Raw genomic sequence first — 18,065 nt, 5'->3', positions numbered from 1 at the left:
TCCTTCGACTGACAGATTGACGCGGGTTTATTCAATTTTGGACCAAATCTTTAAGGAATGGTTAACTTCTTGCGATGAATTGCACATCCGGCAAGGTCTTGCCCTATGGGGTACGATAGCTTTAGGTGCAGCAGAACAAGGCTGCGCAGCAGTGGGAAAGGGCAGGCATGATCAAATCCATGACCGGTTTCGCATCCGGAAAGGGCGCATTGGGGCCGCACAGCTGGAGCTGGGAGCTGCGCAGTGTCAACGGCAAGGGTCTGGACATGCGGTTGCGGGTGCCGGACTGGCTGACGGGACTTGAGGCTGCGCTGCGCGCGGATATGTCCAAACAGATCAGCCGGGGCAACGTGACGTTGAGCTTGCGCGTTGCCCGCGAAGAAACCGCCGCCGAACTGAAGCTGAACGAAGTCGCAATGAGCGCCGCGCTGGATGCGCTGGCGCAGGCCGAGGAATTGGCGGTCAACAAGGGTGTCGCGCTTGCTCCGTCAAAGGCCAGCGATCTGCTGATGCTCAAGGGGATGCTGGACGCAGCAGCCGAAGACGACGATCCCGCGCCGCTGGTCGAGGCGTTGAAATCCGAATTTGGCAGTCTGCTGGCCGAGTTTGTGACAATGCGCCGGGATGAGGGGCAAGCCCTGGCTTCCATCCTGTCGGCCCAGTTGGATCAGATCCAGACCCTGACCGAGCAGGCCAGCGAGCTGGCCGAGCTGCGCAAGGAAGCCATGGCCGACACTCTGCGCCAGAACCTTGCGCGGGTAATGGAAAACAGCCAGGGCGCCGATCCCGACCGGGTGGCGCAGGAGTTGGCCCTGATCGCGGTCAAGGCGGACATCACCGAAGAACTGGACCGCCTGGCCGCCCATGTCGTAGCCGCGCGCGCTCTGCTGGAGCAGGAGGCCCCGGTCGGCCGCAAGTTGGATTTCCTGATGCAGGAGTTCAACCGCGAGGCCAACACGCTGTGCTCCAAATCCCAGAATTCGGACCTGACAACGATCGGACTGGAGTTGAAGGCGGTGATCGATCAGTTGAGAGAGCAGGTGCAAAATGTCGAATAAGCAAGGAAAAGTGTAATGGCGGATCGCCGCGGTCTACTCATCATCCTTTCGTCGCCCTCGGGTGCCGGAAAATCCACTTTGGCCCGTCGCCTGATGGAGTGGGACACCGATCTCGAGTTTTCGATCTCGGCCACTACCCGCGCCCCGCGCCCGGGTGAGGAACATGGACGCGAATACTATTTTCTCAGCGAAGATGATTTCCGCCAGCAAGTGTCAAATGGGCAGATGCTGGAACATGCCCATGTGTTCGGCAATTTCTACGGCTCACCCGCTGGACCAGTGCGCGAAGCGATCCAGAGCGGGCGGGACGTGCTGTTTGACGTAGACTGGCAGGGTGAAGTGCAGATCCGGAATTCCGAGCTGGGCAAACATGCTTTGTCCATTTTCATTCTACCGCCATCGATCAAAGAGCTGCGCCGCCGGCTTGAAACTCGCGGTCAGGACAGCGCCGACGTCATTTCCAAGCGCATGATGAAAAGCTGGGACGAAATCAGCCATTGGGGCTACTACGACTATGTGTTGATCAATGACGATCTGGCCGCAACCGAGGAAAAGCTGAAGACGATCGTCAGCGCCGAGCGGATGCGCCGTATTCAGCAGCCCCGGTTGCAGGATCACGTCCGCGCCCTTCAATACGAATTCGAGAGCATGTCATGACCATTTACGCATTGGGACAGGACGTCCCGCAGATCCACGAAGACAGCTGGGTTGCGCCGGACGCGAACCTGATCGGCAAAGTCGTCCTGGAGCGAGGTGCATCCGTCTGGTTCGGGTGCACCATCCGTGCCGATCACGAAGAAATCCGCGTTGGCGAGGGCAGCAACGTGCAGGAGAACTGCGTGATGCATATCGACGCTGGTTTTCCTCTGACGATCGGAAAGAACTGCACCATCGGCCACAAAGTGATGCTGCATGGCTGCACCGTCGGTGACAACAGCCTGATTGGTATGGGAGCCATCGTCCTGAACGGCGCGAAGATCGGCCGGAACTGCCTGATCGGGGCAGGGGCCCTGATCACGGAAGGCAAGGAGATCCCCGACAACTCGCTGGTGATGGGAGCCCCTGGCAAGGTGGTCCGGCAACTGGACGAAGCGGCGGCCCGGCGGATCACGTTCAGCGCGCTCCACTATCAAGAGAACATGCGCAAGTTCCGGGAAACGCTGACGCCCGTTTCGCCCGTCGCATAGGTCCTGTGAACCGGTCATGAGCAACGAACTGCTTGCCGAAGTCGTCTCTGCTTTGCCGATGCCCGCATTGATGGTCGATCAGACCGAGCGGATCATCGCCTCGAACGCGGATGCGCGTGCGCTGTTGGGCCGAAACATCGACGGTCGCCATTTTGCGACGATCCTGCGACAGCCGCAGGTCATCGAAGCGATGGAGAAAAGCTTGCGGAGCAAGGGGCCGGCCAACAGCCGGCATCTGGCGAACGACGGCGCACAGGACACTGCGTTTCAGGTCCACTGTCGGTACATGCAGGGCGTTGGCGCGGTTTCCGGTGGCGCGGTTCTGGCAACGTTCATGGATGTGACCCACCTTGAACAGGCCAGCCAGATGCGCCGTGACTTCGTTGCCAATGTCAGCCACGAACTTCGTACCCCACTGACCGCTCTGATGGGCTTCATCGAGACTTTGCAAGGACCGGCGAAGGATGACGCGGCGGCCCGGGACAGATTCCTGAAGATCATGACAGCAGAGGCCAACCGGATGAACCGTCTGGTCGGTGACCTGCTGTCGTTGAATCGGGTCGAGAGCGAAGAGCGCGTTCGGCCAAGGCAGCAGATTGAACTGATCGAGCTGCTGCGCGTGACGCTCGAGACGTTGCGCCCCTTGGCGGATGACGCGGGCGTTTGCCTGTCTCTGAGCGCCCCGGATAACCCCGTTCGCCTTCCGGGCGACAATGACCAGCTGCGGCAGGTCTTCACTAACCTGATTGAAAACGCGATCAAATATGGCGGCAGCGGTGGTGGTGTCGATGTGCAAGTGACGGTTTCAGATCAGGATACCGCGATCCGGGGACCGGCCGCCCGGGTGAGGGTCATCGACAAGGGCCCTGGCATCGATCCGGTTCATCTGCCTCGACTTACCGAACGGTTTTACCGCGCCGACAGCCACCGCTCGCGCGAGTTGGGGGGGACGGGGCTGGGCCTGGCTATCGTCAAGCACATCATCAACCGCCACCGCGGTCGGTTGCGGGTGGAAAGTGATTTGGGAAAGGGCGCGGTGTTCACCGTCATTTTGCCCATGTAAGACTGGCGCGTGATAGGCTAGGAACGGTCAAGCCGAGTACTCGGACCAAAAAACGAAGGACCCGCCACCCGTGGATAGCGCATTGGAAACCGAAACCCTCAAGGTCTCAGCCAGGAACGTGAACGTGTTCTATGGTGACACGCACGCCATCAAGGACGTGAATGTAGAAATCCAGGACAAGACCGTTACGGCGTTCATCGGGCCCTCGGGGTGCGGCAAGTCTACCTTTTTGCGGTGTCTGAACCGGATGAACGACACCATCGACATCTGTCGGGTCGAGGGTGAAATCCGCCTGGATGGGGAAGACATCTATGACAAGCGGATCGACCCCGTGCAACTGCGCGCCAAGGTCGGCATGGTGTTTCAGAAACCCAACCCTTTTCCAAAGTCGATCTATGACAACATCGCATACGGCCCGCGCATTCATGGTCTGGCCAAGACCAAGGCCGAACTTGACGAGATCGTCGAGAAATCCTTGCGCCGCGGCGCCATCTGGGACGAGGTGAAGGATCGCCTGGACGCCCCTGGCACCGGTCTGTCAGGAGGGCAACAACAGCGCCTGTGTATCGCCCGCGCCATCGCCACGGCACCCGAAGTTCTGTTGATGGACGAGCCCTGTTCGGCGCTGGACCCGATTGCCACCGCCCAGGTCGAAGAGCTGATCGATGAACTGCGTGAGAGGTTCTCGGTCGTGATCGTCACCCATTCGATGCAACAGGCGGCGCGTGTCAGCCAGAAAACGGCGTTTTTTCACTTGGGCAATCTTGTCGAGTTCGGTGATACCGCCCAAATCTTCACCAACCCCGAAGACCCGCGTACCGAAAGCTACATCACCGGCCGCATCGGCTGAGAACAGGTAAAAGACCATGAGTGAACAACATATTGCATCTGCTTTCGACCGTGATCTTGAGGCGGTCCAAGCCCACATCATGAAAATGGGTGGTCTGGTCGAGGCCGCGATCACAGGTGCGGCCCGTTCGCTGGAAACGCGGGACGAGGAACTGGCGCAGCAGGTGCGGCAGGGCGACAAGGCGATTGATGCGCTTGAGGACCTGATCAACGAAGAAACCGCCCGGGTAATCGCCCTGCGGGCGCCCACCGCCGGCGATTTGCGGTTGGTGCTGTCGGTTCTCAAGGTTTCGGCCAATCTGGAACGCATCGGCGATTACGCAAAGAACATCGCCAAGCGCACCACCATTCTGGTCGAGGCCAACCAGATCGGCGGCAGCACCGCCGCACTGCGCCGCATGGCGCGCGAGGTCGAGCGGATGTTGCGTGACGCATTGGATGCCTATATTCAACGGGATGCTGAACTGGCCCGTGACGTCATCGATCGGGACCAGGAAGTGGATCAGATGTACAACGGCCTGTTCCGCGAGTTGCTGACCTTCATGGCTGAAGACCCGCGCAACATCACGGCCTGCATGCATCTGCATTTCATCGCCAAGAACATCGAGCGGATGGGCGACCATGTCACTGCCATCGCCGAACAGGTGATCTATCTGGTGACCGGTGAACGGCCGACCGAAGCCCGCCCGAAAGCAGACAACACCTCGCAATCTCTGTAAGAGGTGGCCGGCATGCCGACGGGCCAGCCGACTATCCTGATTGTCGATGATGAGCCCGCGCTGCGCGAGGTGCTGGCGTACAACATGCAGTCCGCCGGGTACGAAGTGGTTCAGGCGGCAAGCGGCGAAGAAGCCCTGGTGCTGGTCCAAGAGGTGGCGCCTGATCTGATTGTTCTTGACTGGATGATGCCCAATCTCAGCGGGATTGAGCTGTGTCGTCAGCTAAAGGCACGCCCGCAGACCCGCGCGATTCCGATTATCATGCTGTCGGCGCGGTCCGATGAGGTGGACAAGGTGCGCGGTTTGGAGACGGGGGCCGATGACTATGTGGCCAAACCATATTCGATGGCGGAGTTGATGGCGCGGATCCGAGCTCAACTGCGTCGGGTACGCCCGGCGGCGGCTGCGGAAACCCTGGAATATCACGACATCGTCGTGGACCTCGAAAGCCACAAGGCCAGTCGGGCGGGCAAGCCGCTCCGGATGGGGCCAACCGAATTCCGGCTGCTGTGCACCTTCATGGAGAAGCCGGGGCGCGTGTTCAGTCGCGATCAGCTATTGGACCGTGCCTGGGGGCGCGACGTCTATGTCGATTCCCGCACCGTGGATGTCCATATTGGTCGACTGCGCAAGGCGTTGACGGCGTTTGGCGGAGCCGACCCCTTTCGAACGGTTCGAGGTGCTGGATACGCGCTGGATTAGCCTATCTGGGCAGAGTTTCGTCGTTTTGGGCCTGAGACGCCAACCAGTGACGGAAGTGCCGAAGTGTCGGATCTTCGGACTTTGAGCTTGGCCAGACCAGGTAATAGGCCCCCATGGTTTCAACCGGATCCTTGCAGGCTGCAACAAGTCTGCCGGTCGCGAGGTCTTGCTCGATCAGATAGTTGGGCAGCAGGGCGACGCCCAGCCCATGCAGGGCGGCTTGATTGATGGTCGTGAATTGATCGTGCACCGTACCGGGCAGGGCGCCTGAATGCGGAACGCCCATTTGTTTGAACCAGTCTTGCCAAGCGCGCGGGCGGGTCTGGATGTGAAGCAGGGGCAGTTTCAGCAATTCGCGCGGATCGTCCGGCGCGCCTCCTGGCAGCAGCGAGGGGGCACATACCGGCAGAACCCTTTCCACCTTCAGCAGCAGACGCTCGGTTCCGGGCCAATCCGGTTCCCCGAAATGTAACGCAGCATCAAAGGGTTCCGACGAGAAATTGAAAGGCCTCAGGCGCGTGGACATGTTGATAGTGATGTCAGGATGCAAACGGGCAAAATCCGGCAGCCGTGGCACCAGCCAACGCATTCCGAATGTCGGCAGGATTGCCAGATTCAGCGTTCCACCCACTGGCGCGACGTGCAGTTTCAGGGAGGCCTGCGCAATTTGGTTCAGACCTTGCCGTATTTCCGCGACATAGTCCTGCGCCACCGGCGTCAACGCCAATCGCTTTTTGTCACGCAGAATGAGCTGCACGCCCAGCTGGGTCTCGAGCGTCTGCAGTTGCCGGCTGACGGCGCTCTGGGTCAGCGCAAGCTCTTCCGCGGCGGCCGAGGCGGAACCCAACCGGTCCAATGCTTCGAGCGCGCGAAGCGAAGAAATTGACGGAAAAAGTCGACGAGGCGTATCCATCTATGCGTTTTACTCATGAAAACTTGCAAATGTCTCGCTGTTTTTTGCGTAAATTGCAGGGTAGGGTGCGTATGAACTTCAGTTTGGAGCCAGAAGATGAACGCCCCCGACACCAAACCTGCATTGCGCGCAAAGGATGCGCCCGATCTTGGCCGCTTTACCTGGGACGATCCGTTCCGCCTGTCTGATCAACTGACCGAGGATGAACGCCTGATCGCCGACAGCGCGCGTGCGTATGCGCAGGAAAAGCTGCAGCCTCGGGTAACTCAGGCGTTTCAGAACGAGGAAACCGATCCTGAAATCTTCCGCGAGATGGGCGAAATGGGCTTGCTGGGCACCACCATTCCCGAAGAATACGGCGGGATTGGCGCCGGTTACGTCACCTACGGTCTCGTCGCGCGCGAGGTCGAACGTGTGGATTCCGGCTATCGCTCGATGATGTCGGTGCAAAGCTCGCTGGTGATGTATCCGATCTATGCCTATGGCAGTGAAGAGCAGCGCCGGAAATACCTGCCGAAACTGGCCAGTGGTGAATGGATCGGTTGCTTTGGCCTGACCGAACCGGATGCGGGGTCTGATCCGGCGGGCATGAAAACCCGGGCGGAAAAGATCGACGGCGGCTACCGTCTGTCCGGCAGCAAGATGTGGATTTCCAACGCGCCAATTGCCGATGTGTTTGTTGTCTGGGCCAAGTCCGATGCGCATGACGGAAAGATCCGCGGCTTCGTACTGGAAAAAGGCGCCAAAGGTCTGAGCGCGCCCAAGGTCCAAAACAAGCTTAGCCTGCGCGCGTCAATCACCGGCGAAATCGTGATGGATGGCGTGGAGGTCGACGAAAGTGCCTTGCTGCCGCACGTCCAGGGGCTGAAAGGGCCGTTCGGATGCCTGAACCGAGCACGCTATGGCATCAGTTGGGGTGTCATGGGGGCCGCAGAATGCTGCTGGCACGCGGCGCGTCAGTATGGATTGGATCGCAAGCAGTTCAATCGTCCTTTGGCGCAGACACAGCTGTTCCAAAAGAAACTGGCGGACATGCAGACTGAAATCGCGTTGGGTGTGCAGGCCAGCCTGACGGTCGGACGGCTGATGGACAAAGCCGAAGCAGCGCCTGAGATGATCTCGATCATCAAGCGGAACAACTGCGGCAAGGCCTTGGATATCGCGCGGATGGCGCGGGACATGCATGGTGGCAACGGGATCTCGTTGGAGTTCCAAGTCATTCGTCACATGGTCAACCTTGAGACCGTCAATACCTACGAGGGCACGCATGATGTTCATGCGTTGATCCTGGGGCGGGCGCAGACAGGGTTGCAGGCCTTCTACTGATCCTCAGTCTAAAGATCGCGTAATCTGTATTATGTAAATAAAGATGTGAAGTCTGGCACCGCCACGTTCGCATTGGCGGTGCTATTTCATCCTGTTACGGTCCTGTGTGAAACCAAGACAGGATGCGCTGATGGACCTTCAAGGAAAAATTGTAGTTGTTACCGGTGCAGCCCAAGGTATCGGCAAAGGTATGGCGACGCGCTTCGCCGCGGATGGCGCGCGTGTGATCTGTGCGGATATCGATGAAGCCGGCGCCGAAGCCGTCGCCCAAGACATTGGCGGGCATTCGGTCAAATGCGATGTTGCCGACGAACACGATACCCAGCAAATGATCGACAGCGTCGAATCCAGCATCGGCCCCATTGACCTATTCTGCGCCAACGCCGGCATCCTGACGCTTGGCGGTCTCGATGTTCCCGATGCGCATTGGGACAGGATCTGGAAGATCAACGTCATGTCTCATGTGTGGACGGCCCGCCATCTAGTGCCACGGATGATTGCGCGCGGCGGCGGCTACATATTGATCACGGCTTCCGCTGCGGGGCTGCTCAACCAGCCCGGAGCCGCGCCATACGGAGTCACCAAACATGCGGCGGTTGGTTTCGCGGAATGGCTGGCTTTGACCTATGCCGACAAAGGCATCCGGGTTTCGGTCTTGTGTCCTCAGGCCGTCCGATCGGAAATGACCAAAGGGTTTGAAGACTCAGTTGCCGCGATTGATGGCATGCTTGAACCCGAGGACGTGGCACAGGCTTGTGTCGAGGCCATTGGCACCGAGACCTTTCTGATTCTGCCGCATCCGCAGGTTCTGGATTACATGCGCTTGAAAACCGCCGATTACGACCGTTGGATTTCAGGAATGAACAAGTTGAATCAGCAGTTTGCAGGCGATACCTAGATTTTCTTGCGGGCGCGGCGCAGAAGGCCTTCCTGCGCGACGGAGGCGACCAAGGTACCGTCCTGCGCATAGATTGACCCGCGGTTGAAGCTGCGTCCCTGCCCCGTCCATGGCGACTCCATGGAATAGAGATGCCAATTCTGGAAATGAACCGGTGCATGAAACCAGATCGCGTGATCCAGGCTCGCGCCATTGATTTCGCCCGTGAACCAGCTCAACCCGTGCGGCCGCATGCCGGAACTCAGCAGCGCCATGTCCGAGGCATAGGCCAGCAACAGGTGTTGGGTCACGTGATCAGCCTGTTCCGCTGCTCCCATGCGCAACCACAGATGGTTTCGGTCGTCGCTTTTCTCGGGCTGGAAGATGTCCAAGGGATCAATCTCGCGCACCTCGATCGGACGTTCGCGCAGCAGTTCGGCGCGCAGCCTATCGGGAACGCGGTTCAGGTATTTCTGCCGCAATTCATCGCGGGACGGTTGCGTTTCGGGCGATGGGACATCAGGCATCGCGTGCTGATGGTTCCAGCCTTCATCCTGAATGTGGAACGAGGCCGACATGTTGAGGATCTGCTTGCCGTGCTGGATTGCCACCACGCGCCGTGTGGTGAACGACCCGCCATCCCGCGCGCGATCTACCTGATAGATAACCGGAATTTCCGGATCTCCCGGACGGATGAAGTACGCATGCAGTGAATGGCAAAGGCGGTCTTCGACCGTTCGGTACGCGGCCGCCAGAGCCTGCGCAATGACCTGACCACCGAAGATCCGCGTGGGCGTTTCACCGCCGGACCCGGTGCCTCGGAACAAGTCTACCTCAAGGCGTTCAATGTCCAGCAAATCCAACAGGATGCGTTCGGCTTCGGTCATTCGACTCTCTCTGGTTCTGTTCGTGATCGGCCTAGCAGGCCCGCGCGGGTCATTCAATGAGGGCGGCGTGAACCAGGGCTTTGAGTTCTGAGCGTGACGGGTAAGAACTGGAGGGCGACAACTGAGTAAAGAAAACAGCCGACAGGTCGTTCTTTTGGTCGACCCAGAAAAAGGTCGACGCCATGCCGCCCCAACTGAAATCTCCAACCGATCCGGGGGTACGTGCACGGCCCGGGTCCAAAACCACAGCGCCGCCAAGCCCGAACCCCATGCCGTCCATCGGCTGTTCGGCAAAGCTTTGAGGCCCCATGGATGCGATGTCGCCCGGCAAGTGGTTGCGCATCATGAAGTCCACCGTGCTCGGGCCTAGCAGTCGTTGATCACCCGCCTGCCCTTTGGCGCGCAGCATCTCGGCGAAACGGGCAAAATCGTCGATCGTGCTGACCAGCCCACCACCGCCGGAAAACAGCGTGGCCGCTTCAAATGGCGAGTCTCCGGCCTGATCCACCAATCGCAACCTTTCGCCGCCGGACTTGGCCGCGTTCAGAGCCATCGCGTCTCCCTCGAGCGGTGTGTAGAGCGAGGCGAACCGGTCCCCTGCCCCTTTGGGAACCGAAAACCCGGTTTCGTCCATCCCAAGCGGCCCAAAGATCTCATCGGCAAAGAATTGGTCCAAACTCCTGCCGGACACGACTTCGACTACCCGTCCGATAACGTCGATGCCGACCGAATACTCCCAGCGGCTGCCGGGTTGAAACGCCAGCGGCAATGCAGCCACGGCCCGAACCTGATCGGCCAGTGGACCCTGGTCCGGTTTGAACATCAGGTCCTGAGCATCCATCGCGGCGGGAAGAACGCCCGGATTGAACGGATAGCTTAGCCCGCTGGTGTGGGTCAGCAGTTGATGCAGGGTCGGCGGCGTCGAGTCTTCTGTTTGTTCAATGGATTGCGCGTCTTTCCGCAACGCCTTCATTTCGGCGAATTCCGGCAGAAACTCGGATACCGGCGCCTCAAGGTGCATCAGACCTTGTTCTACCAAGATCATCAGCGCTGTCGTGGTCACCGGCTTGGTCATCGAGTAGATGCGAACCAAGGTCTCGCGGTCGTACGGCAAATCACTCTCGAGACTGCGCAATCCGCAATCGTGAAAGAAAACTTCGCGCCCGTGCTGCTTCAACAGAAAGGCGCACCCGGGGTATTTTCGTTCGTCCACATACCTTTGCATCCATGTCTGAATGCGGTTCAGCCTCGTCCGATCAAACTGCATTGGCCGAAATTTCCCCGTTTTTTCTTTCACCTGCGCGCAATCCTGCCGCCCCGTGGCAAAGAAAAACAGCCCAAAAACACAGCCGGCGAAAATTGCCGGGCGAGCGATCTGCAAGTCTGCTCTCGGCCACGACCTGCGACGCTGCTAGACTGACGGCGTTCTGGATTCGTGATTTGCAGCCGTTACCCCTGAATTCGCCACCGGTCGGAGGTGCCAGATGACGCAGAACGTGGAATTCGTATACGACTTTTGCAGCCCGAACGCTTACCTCGCTCATAAGGTTTTGCCAGATCTCGCCGCGCGCCACGGGGCTGAGATTCGCTTTGTGCCGGTTCTGCTGAGTACAGTTTTCAAGGCCACGAACAACCAGAGCCCATTTCAGGCGTTCTCGGAAAATCGGAAGAAATCGACGTATCTGACCCATGACCTGCACCGCTTTGCGCGGCGGCGAGGCCTGAACTTTCATATGAGCCCCTATTTTCCGCTGAACACGAAATTCGCCATGCGTGGCGCGGTCGCGGCGATGGGAAAATCATGGGAAGACAGATATGTAGACGCCGTTTTTGATGCAATATGGGTGCACGGGCAGAAGATTGACGACCTGAATGTGTTGACCGACATCATTCAAGAACGTGACCTGCCCGTACGAAAAATCCGTGAGGCGATCACCGGCGATTTGGCCAAGCAGACCTTGAAGGATCAGACAAAGGCGGCCGTTCGCCGCGGAGTTTTCGGGGTGCCCAGCCTGTTTGTCGGGTCCGAGATGTTTTTTGGTAAGAACAGCCTGGCCAACGTAGAACTTGAACTCGAGACGTTGCACTAAGGTTTCAGGGACGCAGTCCCAATTGCCGGGCGGCATCTATCAGCTTGTGCGCGAGGTCTCCTTCAAGCTCTTCCGGGGTCACATAAAAGCTGGGCCCGCCGATATTCAATCCAAATACCCGCCCGTCGCTGGCGGTGGACACTGGAACGGAAATGGCATGGACGTCGTCCCGCCACAGAGAATATCCGGTACAATAACCTTGTGTATCGTACTCATCCAAAGCGGTTTTTATCGAGTCGCGCAGGTGATTTTCGGGCAGGTTCAGATCGCGTCGAGCAGCGTCAATCGCCGTTTCCCTTTGATCCTCGGTCATGCCAACCAGAATGGCCCGCCCCATGGCCGAGGAGAACAACGGCAGCCGGGATCCGACATGCATGGTAAGCGCCACGTTCTGCGTCGACCTGCTGACCGCGACGTATACGACCTCTGCCCGATGCGCTTCGCCCAGCGCGGCCGTCAGGTACGGATTGGCTCCATCGCGCAGTTCCCGCAGCACCTCGACGGCCCGCTCGCATATGTCAGCCGCACCCAGAACTCCGAATCCCAGCCGCAGCACTCCGACACCAAGCCGATAAGAACCGCCTGCGTGATCCTGAACAAGGTAACCCAGTTGGCACAGCGTATGGGTCAACCGCGAGATCGTTGGCTTGGGCAGACCCGTGCGTTCAGCAAAATCCGTGTTGGTCAGTGCCGTTTCGCCGTGGCGAAAGCACCGCAGCAGTTCAAGCCCCCGCGCCAGTGCGGTGACGAAGTTCCGATCCTTGCCAGTGTCGGCGCTTGATGATGTCTCGGATACCACGCCTGCCCCTCTATCCCAGCGCTGCAAGGCCATGTTTGGCGAACATGGGCACATAGGCTCCGAATGCGCGCGCCCGGGCCGGATCGGATGCATTCCCGTCCAGAGCGCGTTTGTAGACGCCTTGGAGAATTCCGGCCATTCGGAAGAAATTGAACGCAAGATAGAAACCGAAATTGTCGATCCCCGCCAATCCGCGCCGCTGACAATATGAGGCGATGAACTGCTGATCGCTGGGCAGCCCAAGGCTGCCGCGGTCAACACCGGCCAGCCCCCGACCCTCTTTGCCCGGCGGCATCTGCCATTGCATGATTACGGCCGCCAGATCGGCATAGGGATGGCCGATGGTGGACAGCTCCCAATCCAGGACCCCGATGCAGCGGGTTCCGTCCCGCTCGAACATCAGATTGTCGATGCGATAGTCGCCATGAACCAGCGTTCGTTGACCATCATCCGCCGGGATCGAGCTTTCCAGCGCGTCGATCAGCGCATCCATGTCGGCAACCGTTTCGGTTTCCGAGGCGCGATACTGTTTGGTCCAGCGCGCGATCTGGCGTTCAAAGTAGTTGCCGGTCGGTCCATAATCGGACAGGCCCACGGCGTCGATGTCGACCATGTGCAATTCGGCCAGAACCCGGTTCATCTCGTCCAGAACGGCGCTGCGGGTTTCGTTGGTTTCGCCCTTCATGGTCGGTTCCAGAAAATTCCGACCGTCCAGACGCTCCATGACATAGAAGGCAGAGCCGATGATGCTGTCATCCTCGCACAGCACGTACATGCGCGGCACCGGTACTTTGCTGTGCGCCAACGCGGTCTGAACACGGAATTCGCGGTCGACCGCGTGGGCAGATTTCAGCAGAACTCCGGGCGGTTTACGCCGCAGAACATAGGATTTTCCAGGTGTGCGCAGTTCGTAGGTCGGATTGGACTGACCCACCGTGAACTTCGTCGCCTCAAGCGGACCGGCATAGCCTTGCAGGTTGGCGCGCAGATAGGCATCTACGGCGACAAGGTTGAGGGTGTTCGGGTCATCGTTCATGCGATCGGCCTCGCTTGATACTGGACCGGGGTTCACAGGGCATCGGCAAAGATGTTTCCTCCGGTCAGAACGTTGATACCACCCGAGACCGGGATCACGGCGCCGGTCACGTAACTGCCGCCGCGTCCGCTGAGGAACAGCATACAGCCCGCGATGTCCTCGTCGCGCCCGACACGGCCCAGCGGGACCGACTTGCCCACTTTCTCGCGTTTTTCCTCGTCAGCCGTGGCAAAGGCGGTCATGCGCGAAACGAACGGTCCCGGTGCCAGAGCATTCACAGTCACGCGGTAGGGCGACAGCTCCTTTGCCATGATCTTGGTCAGATGGATGACGGCCGCCTTCGACGCGGAATAGCTGTAGGCGCCATCTCCCATGGGAACCTCTCCCATCACCGATGCGACGTTGATCACCCGTGCAGGATCATCGTCCGAACCCGATTGCATCAGCAGAGGAAGCAGCTTCTGGGTCAGATGAAAGATGCCGGCGACATTCACGGACATGACTTTGTCCCAGGCGTCATAGGGAAACTGTCCCATTGGCGCGCCCCACGAAACGCCGGCATTGTTCATAAGGATATCAAGCTTTTGGGTGCGGTTGTTCACCTCTTCGACCAGCGCATCAATGCCGGCCTCGCTGCTGACGTCACCGGCAAACCCTTCGGCGGTTCCGGGCGCATCCAGCGCGTTCAGTTCGGCGGCCACAGCTTCGCAGGCTTCGCCCTTGCGCGAGGCGATCAGCACCCGCGCACCCGCGCGCAGCAGAGCCTCGGCTGCCATCCGACCAATGCCGGTCGCACCACCCGTGACCAGAGCAGTCTTGCCCGCTAGCGAAAATAAGTTCTCCGGTGTCATCAGCCTCTCCCCATAATTCGTTTTTGTTGCGTCCTGAGTTCAACTTCAGGCCGGGTCAGTTTCACTATGCAGAATTGCATTTCACATCTGCCTTGACAACATGGTGTCAGGACCCGACCTTCGGGCCAACAAATGGCGAGGATCGGAAAACGAAATGCAAGCATTACTCAGCGTCGCCCCGGGTGGTCCGGAAACACTTGAACTGACCACCCTGCCCGATCCAACGCCCAAAAAGGGTCAGGTGCTGATCCGGGTACGTGCGGCAGGCGTGAATTTTCCGGACACGCTGATCATCCGCGATTTGTACCAGATGAAACCACCGCGCCCCTTCGCGCCCGGAGGGGAGGTGTCGGGCGATGTGATCGCCGTTGGAGATGGTGTTTCCGATCTGAAGGTCGGTGACCGCGTTCTGGCCCTGACAGGTCACGGAGGTTTCGCCGAACAGCTGTGCATTCCGGCCGCCAGCGCCGTTCCCATCCCGGAGTCCATGCCGTACGAGGATGCGGCTTGTTTCATTTTCACCTACGGAACGTCCTACCATGCACTGAAGGATCGCGCCGGGCTCAAAGGCGGTGAAACTCTGTTGGTGCTTGGGGCCGCTGGCGGTGTCGGCTCGGCCGCGGTTGAATTGGGCAAAGCCATGGGCGCGCGTGTGATTGCTGCGGTGTCCACGGAAGACAAAGCTCAGTTCTGCAAGGATTTGGGCGCTGATGAAACGATCGTCTACTCCAAGGAGATGACGCGAGAGGCGCAAAAAGCGTTCTCGTCAGAAATCAAGAAGCTGGCGGGCGGTGATGGCGTTGATGTGGTCTATGATGCGGTTGGCGGCGACTACGCCGAGCCAGCATTGCGCGCGATGGCCTGGAAGGGGCGGTTTTTGGTCGTTGGCTTTCCGGCCGGTATCCCCAACATCCCGTTGAATCTGCCTTTGCTCAAAGGCTGTGAGATCGTCGGCGTGTTCTGGGGCGCGTCCGTATTCCGCGATCCGGCCGGACATGCCGAAAACTTGCGGGAACTGTTTGCCATGTATCATGGCGGCAAGATCAAGCCGCGTATCAGCGCCCGCTTTTCCTTGCCCCGCGCCGCAGAAGCTTTGGAGATGTTGGGCGATCGGTCGGTTCTCGGCAAAGTTGTCGTGTCCATCGACTAGGAACGACATTCACAGTCGTTTCACAGCCTGTCCCCATGACCTGACCTGCGCCCGCTCGCCTCATGAGAGCAAAGCCGGTAGACGCGTTTTCAATTCGCGGCTATGAAACAGGTATGGGGACAGAAAAATAATGCGTAGTATTCTTGTATTGAACGGACCGAACCTGAACCTTTTGGGCACACGGCAGCCCGAGGTTTATGGTCATACCACCTTGAAGATGATCGAAGACTTGTGCGTTTCGCATGGCGCATCGATCGGGTTGCGGGTCGAGTGCGCCCAATCAAACCATGAAGGTGTGTTGATCGATGCCATCCACGCCGCGCGCGGAACCCATGACGGGATCGTCCTGAATGCCGGCGCGTATACCCACACGTCAATAGCATTGATGGATGCCATTTCGTCGGCTCAACTGCCGGTGGTCGAGGTTCACCTGTCCAATATCCACGCCCGTGAGGCATTTCGGCACAAGTCCTACATCTCGGCCGTAGCCATCGGGCAGATCTGCGGCTTTGGCGCTCAAAGCTATGTTCTGGCGCTGGAAGCGCTGGCCGCGCATCTTCAGGAGGGTAGCGGCGCATGATGACGCTCAAGGAATACCTCAACTTTCTGAGCTATGTGAAAACCCTCGAGGAGCTTTGGGCCGCGCACACCGAACAGATGGCCAAGTATGGTTTTGACCGCCTGTTGTACGGACACACACAATACCGCACCCAAACGTCTTTGGGCGACCCCGAAGATTTCGTGATCCTGACCAATCACTGCAAGGAATACATGGATGGTTTCCTTCGGGATGGTCTGTATTTCCATGCGCCCATGCTGAAATGGGCGCTGGACCACGAAGGGGCCGCAAGCTGGAGCATGATCCGCGAGATGATGTCCAGCGGTACGATGACCAACGAAGAACGCAAGGTGTATGAGTTCAATCGCTCGAAAGGGATCACCGTCGGCTACACGATCAGTTTCACTTCGGTGTCCATGCGGTCGAAGGGGGCAATTTCGCTGGCCGCTCTGAACCGCAGCCAGGACGAGATGGACGAGATGTGGGCTGAGCATGGCGATGATATCCTGCTGATGAACAACATCGCCCACCTCAAAATTCTCACCCTGCCCTACAATCCCCCGAACCGCGCCTTGACCAAGCGGCAGCGTGAGGCTTTGGAATGGGTGGGTGACGGCAAAACGACCCAGGACATTGCCCTGCTGATGGGACTGACTTCGGCAACTGTTGAAAAACACCTCAGGCTGGCGCGCGAGGCTCTCTCTGTCGAGACGACTGCACAGGCGGTTTTGAAGGCTTCGCTGCAGAATCAGATGTTCGTCATGGAGGTCTGAATCCGCTGTCGCGCGGCAGTTGACCTTAGGTAAGGAATACATGACTTCCTAAAACCGCGCAGAAATTGCACATTGATCCTGTTCCGTGAGTGGTGGCTTTAGCCAAGGAACATTTGGACGGATCTTTGTATTGCCAAGGCTCTCCGTTCGCTCTGACAAAGGGCGCTTATTCGTCCGCGTGCCGATGTCGGAAATTTTGGGGGGCCTCGACCATCCCCATCTTGCGGGGCCCTCCAATTACTACTCTGATCAATCGGAAAATTCGCCAATAAAAAACCGGTCGCGCGTCGCGCAACCGGTTTCGGGTGTTTTTGGTTCAGCCCGGAAAACCCGGGCTGAACAGGCGTCAGCCCTGAGCCGCTTTGGCGACTTCAGCGGCAAAGTCTTCTTTTTCGACCACGATGCCTTCGCCAACTTCGAGGCGAACAAAACCGGTGATGGTTGCGCCGGCTTCCTTGGCCGCTGCTTCCACGGTCAGGTCGGGGTTCACAACGAACTGCTGGCTCAGCAGGGTCGATTCCGCGACGAATTTCTTCATGCGGCCCTCGATCATCTTTTCGATGACCTGCTCGGGCTTGCCGGACTCGCGCGCGATGTCCATCTGGACCTGCTTTTCTTTTTCGACAACGGCCGGATTTAGGTCGGCTTCGGACAGAGCGGCCGGGTTCACGGCTGCGATGTGCATCGCGACCTGCTTGCCGATGGCTTCATCGCCGCCCGACAGAGCAACCAGAACACCGATTTTGCCCATGCCGTTGGTTGCAGCGTTGTGGACATACGAGACCACGGTGTCGCCCGACAGTTTGGCCATGCGGCGGACCGACATGTTTTCGCCGATGGTGGCGATCTTGTCGGTCAGCGTGTCGGCAACCGACTTGCCGCCCAGATCAGCGGCCAGCAGTTCCTCAACCGAGTCAACGCCCTGGGCTGCGTAGGTGATCTTGCCGACCATTTCCTGGAACTCGGCGTTCTTCGCGACAAAGTCGGTTTCCGAGTTCACTTCGACAGCAACACCGTTGCCACCTTCGACGTGAACGGCAACCAGGCCTTCTGCTGCGGTACGGCCGGATTTCTTTGCGGCCTTCGCCAGACCTTTGGTGCGCAGCCAATCAACGGCCTCGTCCATGTTGCCGCCGGTTTCGGTTAGCGCTTTTTTCGCGTCCATCATGCCTGCGCCGGTCGAGTCGCGCAGTTCTTTCACCATTGCTGCAGTGATTGCCATCTCT

General features: G+C 58.9%; 20 protein-coding genes. 13 read left to right on the top strand and 7 right to left on the bottom strand.

Going from position 1 to position 18,065, the window contains the following annotated elements:
- The first annotated feature begins 167 nt into the window (after positions 1-167).
- The 7 genes from ACR0CU_RS05560 (at position 168) to phoB (ending at position 5,578) form a co-directional block, all read left to right on the top strand.
- Positions 168-1,058, top strand: a complete 891-nt coding sequence (locus ACR0CU_RS05560) for a YicC/YloC family endoribonuclease (RefSeq protein WP_170445939.1) — start codon at positions 168-170, stop codon at positions 1,056-1,058.
- Between the two features lie 15 nt (positions 1,059-1,073).
- Positions 1,074-1,715, top strand: coding sequence for a guanylate kinase (gene gmk, locus ACR0CU_RS05555; RefSeq protein WP_170357855.1), 642 nt, complete (start codon positions 1,074-1,076; stop codon positions 1,713-1,715).
- On the top strand, positions 1,712-2,245 hold the full coding sequence (locus ACR0CU_RS05550; protein ID WP_170418871.1) for a gamma carbonic anhydrase family protein: 534 nt from the start codon (positions 1,712-1,714) through the stop codon (positions 2,243-2,245). The genes gmk and ACR0CU_RS05550 overlap by 4 nt, the downstream gene beginning before the upstream one ends.
- Positions 2,246-2,261: 16 nt before the next feature.
- A complete protein-coding gene (locus ACR0CU_RS05545; RefSeq protein ID WP_170339160.1) occupies positions 2,262-3,308 on the top strand; it encodes a sensor histidine kinase in 1,047 nt (348 codons plus the stop codon).
- A gap of 70 nt (positions 3,309-3,378) precedes the next feature.
- Complete coding sequence (gene pstB / locus ACR0CU_RS05540) at positions 3,379-4,158, top strand: phosphate ABC transporter ATP-binding protein PstB (RefSeq protein ID WP_260066122.1); 780 nt, start codon at positions 3,379-3,381, stop codon at positions 4,156-4,158.
- Between the two features lie 16 nt (positions 4,159-4,174).
- On the top strand, positions 4,175-4,876 hold the full coding sequence (gene phoU / locus ACR0CU_RS05535; protein WP_093962068.1) for a phosphate signaling complex protein PhoU: 702 nt from the start codon (positions 4,175-4,177) through the stop codon (positions 4,874-4,876).
- A gap of 12 nt (positions 4,877-4,888) precedes the next feature.
- Positions 4,889-5,578: a phosphate regulon transcriptional regulator PhoB gene (phoB, locus tag ACR0CU_RS05530; RefSeq protein ID WP_170445936.1), complete on the top strand. Its 690-nt coding sequence runs from the start codon at positions 4,889-4,891 to the stop codon at positions 5,576-5,578.
- Position 5,579: 1 nt separating this feature from the next.
- Here phoB and ACR0CU_RS05525 read toward each other — a convergent pair whose 3' ends face one another.
- Positions 5,580-6,491, bottom strand: a complete 912-nt coding sequence (locus ACR0CU_RS05525) for a LysR family transcriptional regulator (protein ID WP_170339164.1) — start codon at positions 6,489-6,491, stop codon at positions 5,580-5,582.
- A 96-nt stretch (positions 6,492-6,587) separates the two neighbouring features.
- On the opposite strand from ACR0CU_RS05525, the gene ACR0CU_RS05520 reads away from it, so the two are divergent.
- Positions 6,588-7,817, top strand: coding sequence for an acyl-CoA dehydrogenase (locus ACR0CU_RS05520; protein ID WP_480642605.1), 1,230 nt, complete (start codon positions 6,588-6,590; stop codon positions 7,815-7,817).
- A gap of 130 nt (positions 7,818-7,947) precedes the next feature.
- A complete protein-coding gene (locus ACR0CU_RS05515) occupies positions 7,948-8,715 on the top strand; it encodes an SDR family oxidoreductase (protein WP_480642603.1) in 768 nt (255 codons plus the stop codon).
- Here the strand turns inward: ACR0CU_RS05515 and ACR0CU_RS05510 are convergent.
- Together ACR0CU_RS05510 and ACR0CU_RS05505 are read right to left on the bottom strand one after the other, a co-directional pair.
- Positions 8,712-9,581: an acyl-CoA thioesterase gene (locus ACR0CU_RS05510; RefSeq protein WP_480642601.1), complete on the bottom strand. Its 870-nt coding sequence runs from the start codon at positions 9,579-9,581 to the stop codon at positions 8,712-8,714. The two genes, ACR0CU_RS05515 and ACR0CU_RS05510, sit on opposite strands and share 4 nt — an antisense overlap.
- Before the next feature lie 49 nt (positions 9,582-9,630).
- The gene (locus ACR0CU_RS05505; RefSeq protein ID WP_480642599.1) at positions 9,631-10,848 is read right to left on the bottom strand and encodes a serine hydrolase domain-containing protein; all 1,218 of its coding nucleotides are present in this window, start codon (positions 10,846-10,848) and stop codon (positions 9,631-9,633) included.
- A gap of 217 nt (positions 10,849-11,065) precedes the next feature.
- Between ACR0CU_RS05505 and ACR0CU_RS05500 the strand changes: the two genes are divergently transcribed.
- A complete protein-coding gene (locus ACR0CU_RS05500) occupies positions 11,066-11,671 on the top strand; it encodes a DsbA family protein (RefSeq protein ID WP_480642597.1) in 606 nt (201 codons plus the stop codon).
- Between the two features lie 4 nt (positions 11,672-11,675).
- Here ACR0CU_RS05500 and ACR0CU_RS05495 read toward each other — a convergent pair whose 3' ends face one another.
- Genes ACR0CU_RS05495 through ACR0CU_RS05485 form a run of 3 tightly spaced genes read right to left on the bottom strand, consistent with a single transcriptional unit; the run spans position 11,676 to position 14,357 of the window.
- Positions 11,676-12,470 carry an IclR family transcriptional regulator gene (locus ACR0CU_RS05495; RefSeq protein WP_367647522.1) on the bottom strand — a complete coding sequence of 265 codons (795 nt, stop codon included), beginning with the start codon at positions 12,468-12,470 and terminating at the stop codon, positions 11,676-11,678.
- 10 nt (positions 12,471-12,480) lie between these two features.
- The gene (locus tag ACR0CU_RS05490; protein WP_170445921.1) at positions 12,481-13,506 is read right to left on the bottom strand and encodes a phosphotransferase family protein; all 1,026 of its coding nucleotides are present in this window, start codon (positions 13,504-13,506) and stop codon (positions 12,481-12,483) included.
- A 32-nt stretch (positions 13,507-13,538) separates the two neighbouring features.
- Positions 13,539-14,357: an SDR family NAD(P)-dependent oxidoreductase gene (locus tag ACR0CU_RS05485; protein ID WP_170367105.1), complete on the bottom strand. Its 819-nt coding sequence runs from the start codon at positions 14,355-14,357 to the stop codon at positions 13,539-13,541.
- A 154-nt stretch (positions 14,358-14,511) separates the two neighbouring features.
- Between ACR0CU_RS05485 and ACR0CU_RS05480 the strand changes: the two genes are divergently transcribed.
- The 3 genes from ACR0CU_RS05480 (at position 14,512) to ACR0CU_RS05470 (ending at position 16,839) form a co-directional block, all read left to right on the top strand.
- Positions 14,512-15,507: an NADPH:quinone oxidoreductase family protein gene (locus ACR0CU_RS05480; protein WP_170445918.1), complete on the top strand. Its 996-nt coding sequence runs from the start codon at positions 14,512-14,514 to the stop codon at positions 15,505-15,507.
- Positions 15,508-15,637: 130 nt separating this feature from the next.
- Positions 15,638-16,087, top strand: coding sequence for a type II 3-dehydroquinate dehydratase (aroQ, locus tag ACR0CU_RS05475; RefSeq protein WP_170445915.1), 450 nt, complete (start codon positions 15,638-15,640; stop codon positions 16,085-16,087).
- Positions 16,087-16,839: a LuxR family transcriptional regulator gene (locus ACR0CU_RS05470; RefSeq protein WP_093962957.1), complete on the top strand. Its 753-nt coding sequence runs from the start codon at positions 16,087-16,089 to the stop codon at positions 16,837-16,839. Before aroQ ends, ACR0CU_RS05470 begins: the two co-directional genes overlap by 1 nt.
- A 346-nt stretch (positions 16,840-17,185) precedes the next feature.
- On the opposite strand, the gene tsf is transcribed toward ACR0CU_RS05470, so the two are convergent.
- Positions 17,186-18,061, bottom strand: coding sequence for a translation elongation factor Ts (tsf, locus tag ACR0CU_RS05465; RefSeq protein WP_170445912.1), 876 nt, complete (start codon positions 18,059-18,061; stop codon positions 17,186-17,188).
- Positions 18,062-18,065: the final 4 nt, after the last annotated feature.

This window comes from Ruegeria sp. BC2 (assembly GCF_056539245.1).
The sequence above is the reverse complement of the archived record's forward strand: the minus strand, read 5'-3'. Positions and strand labels throughout refer to the sequence as shown.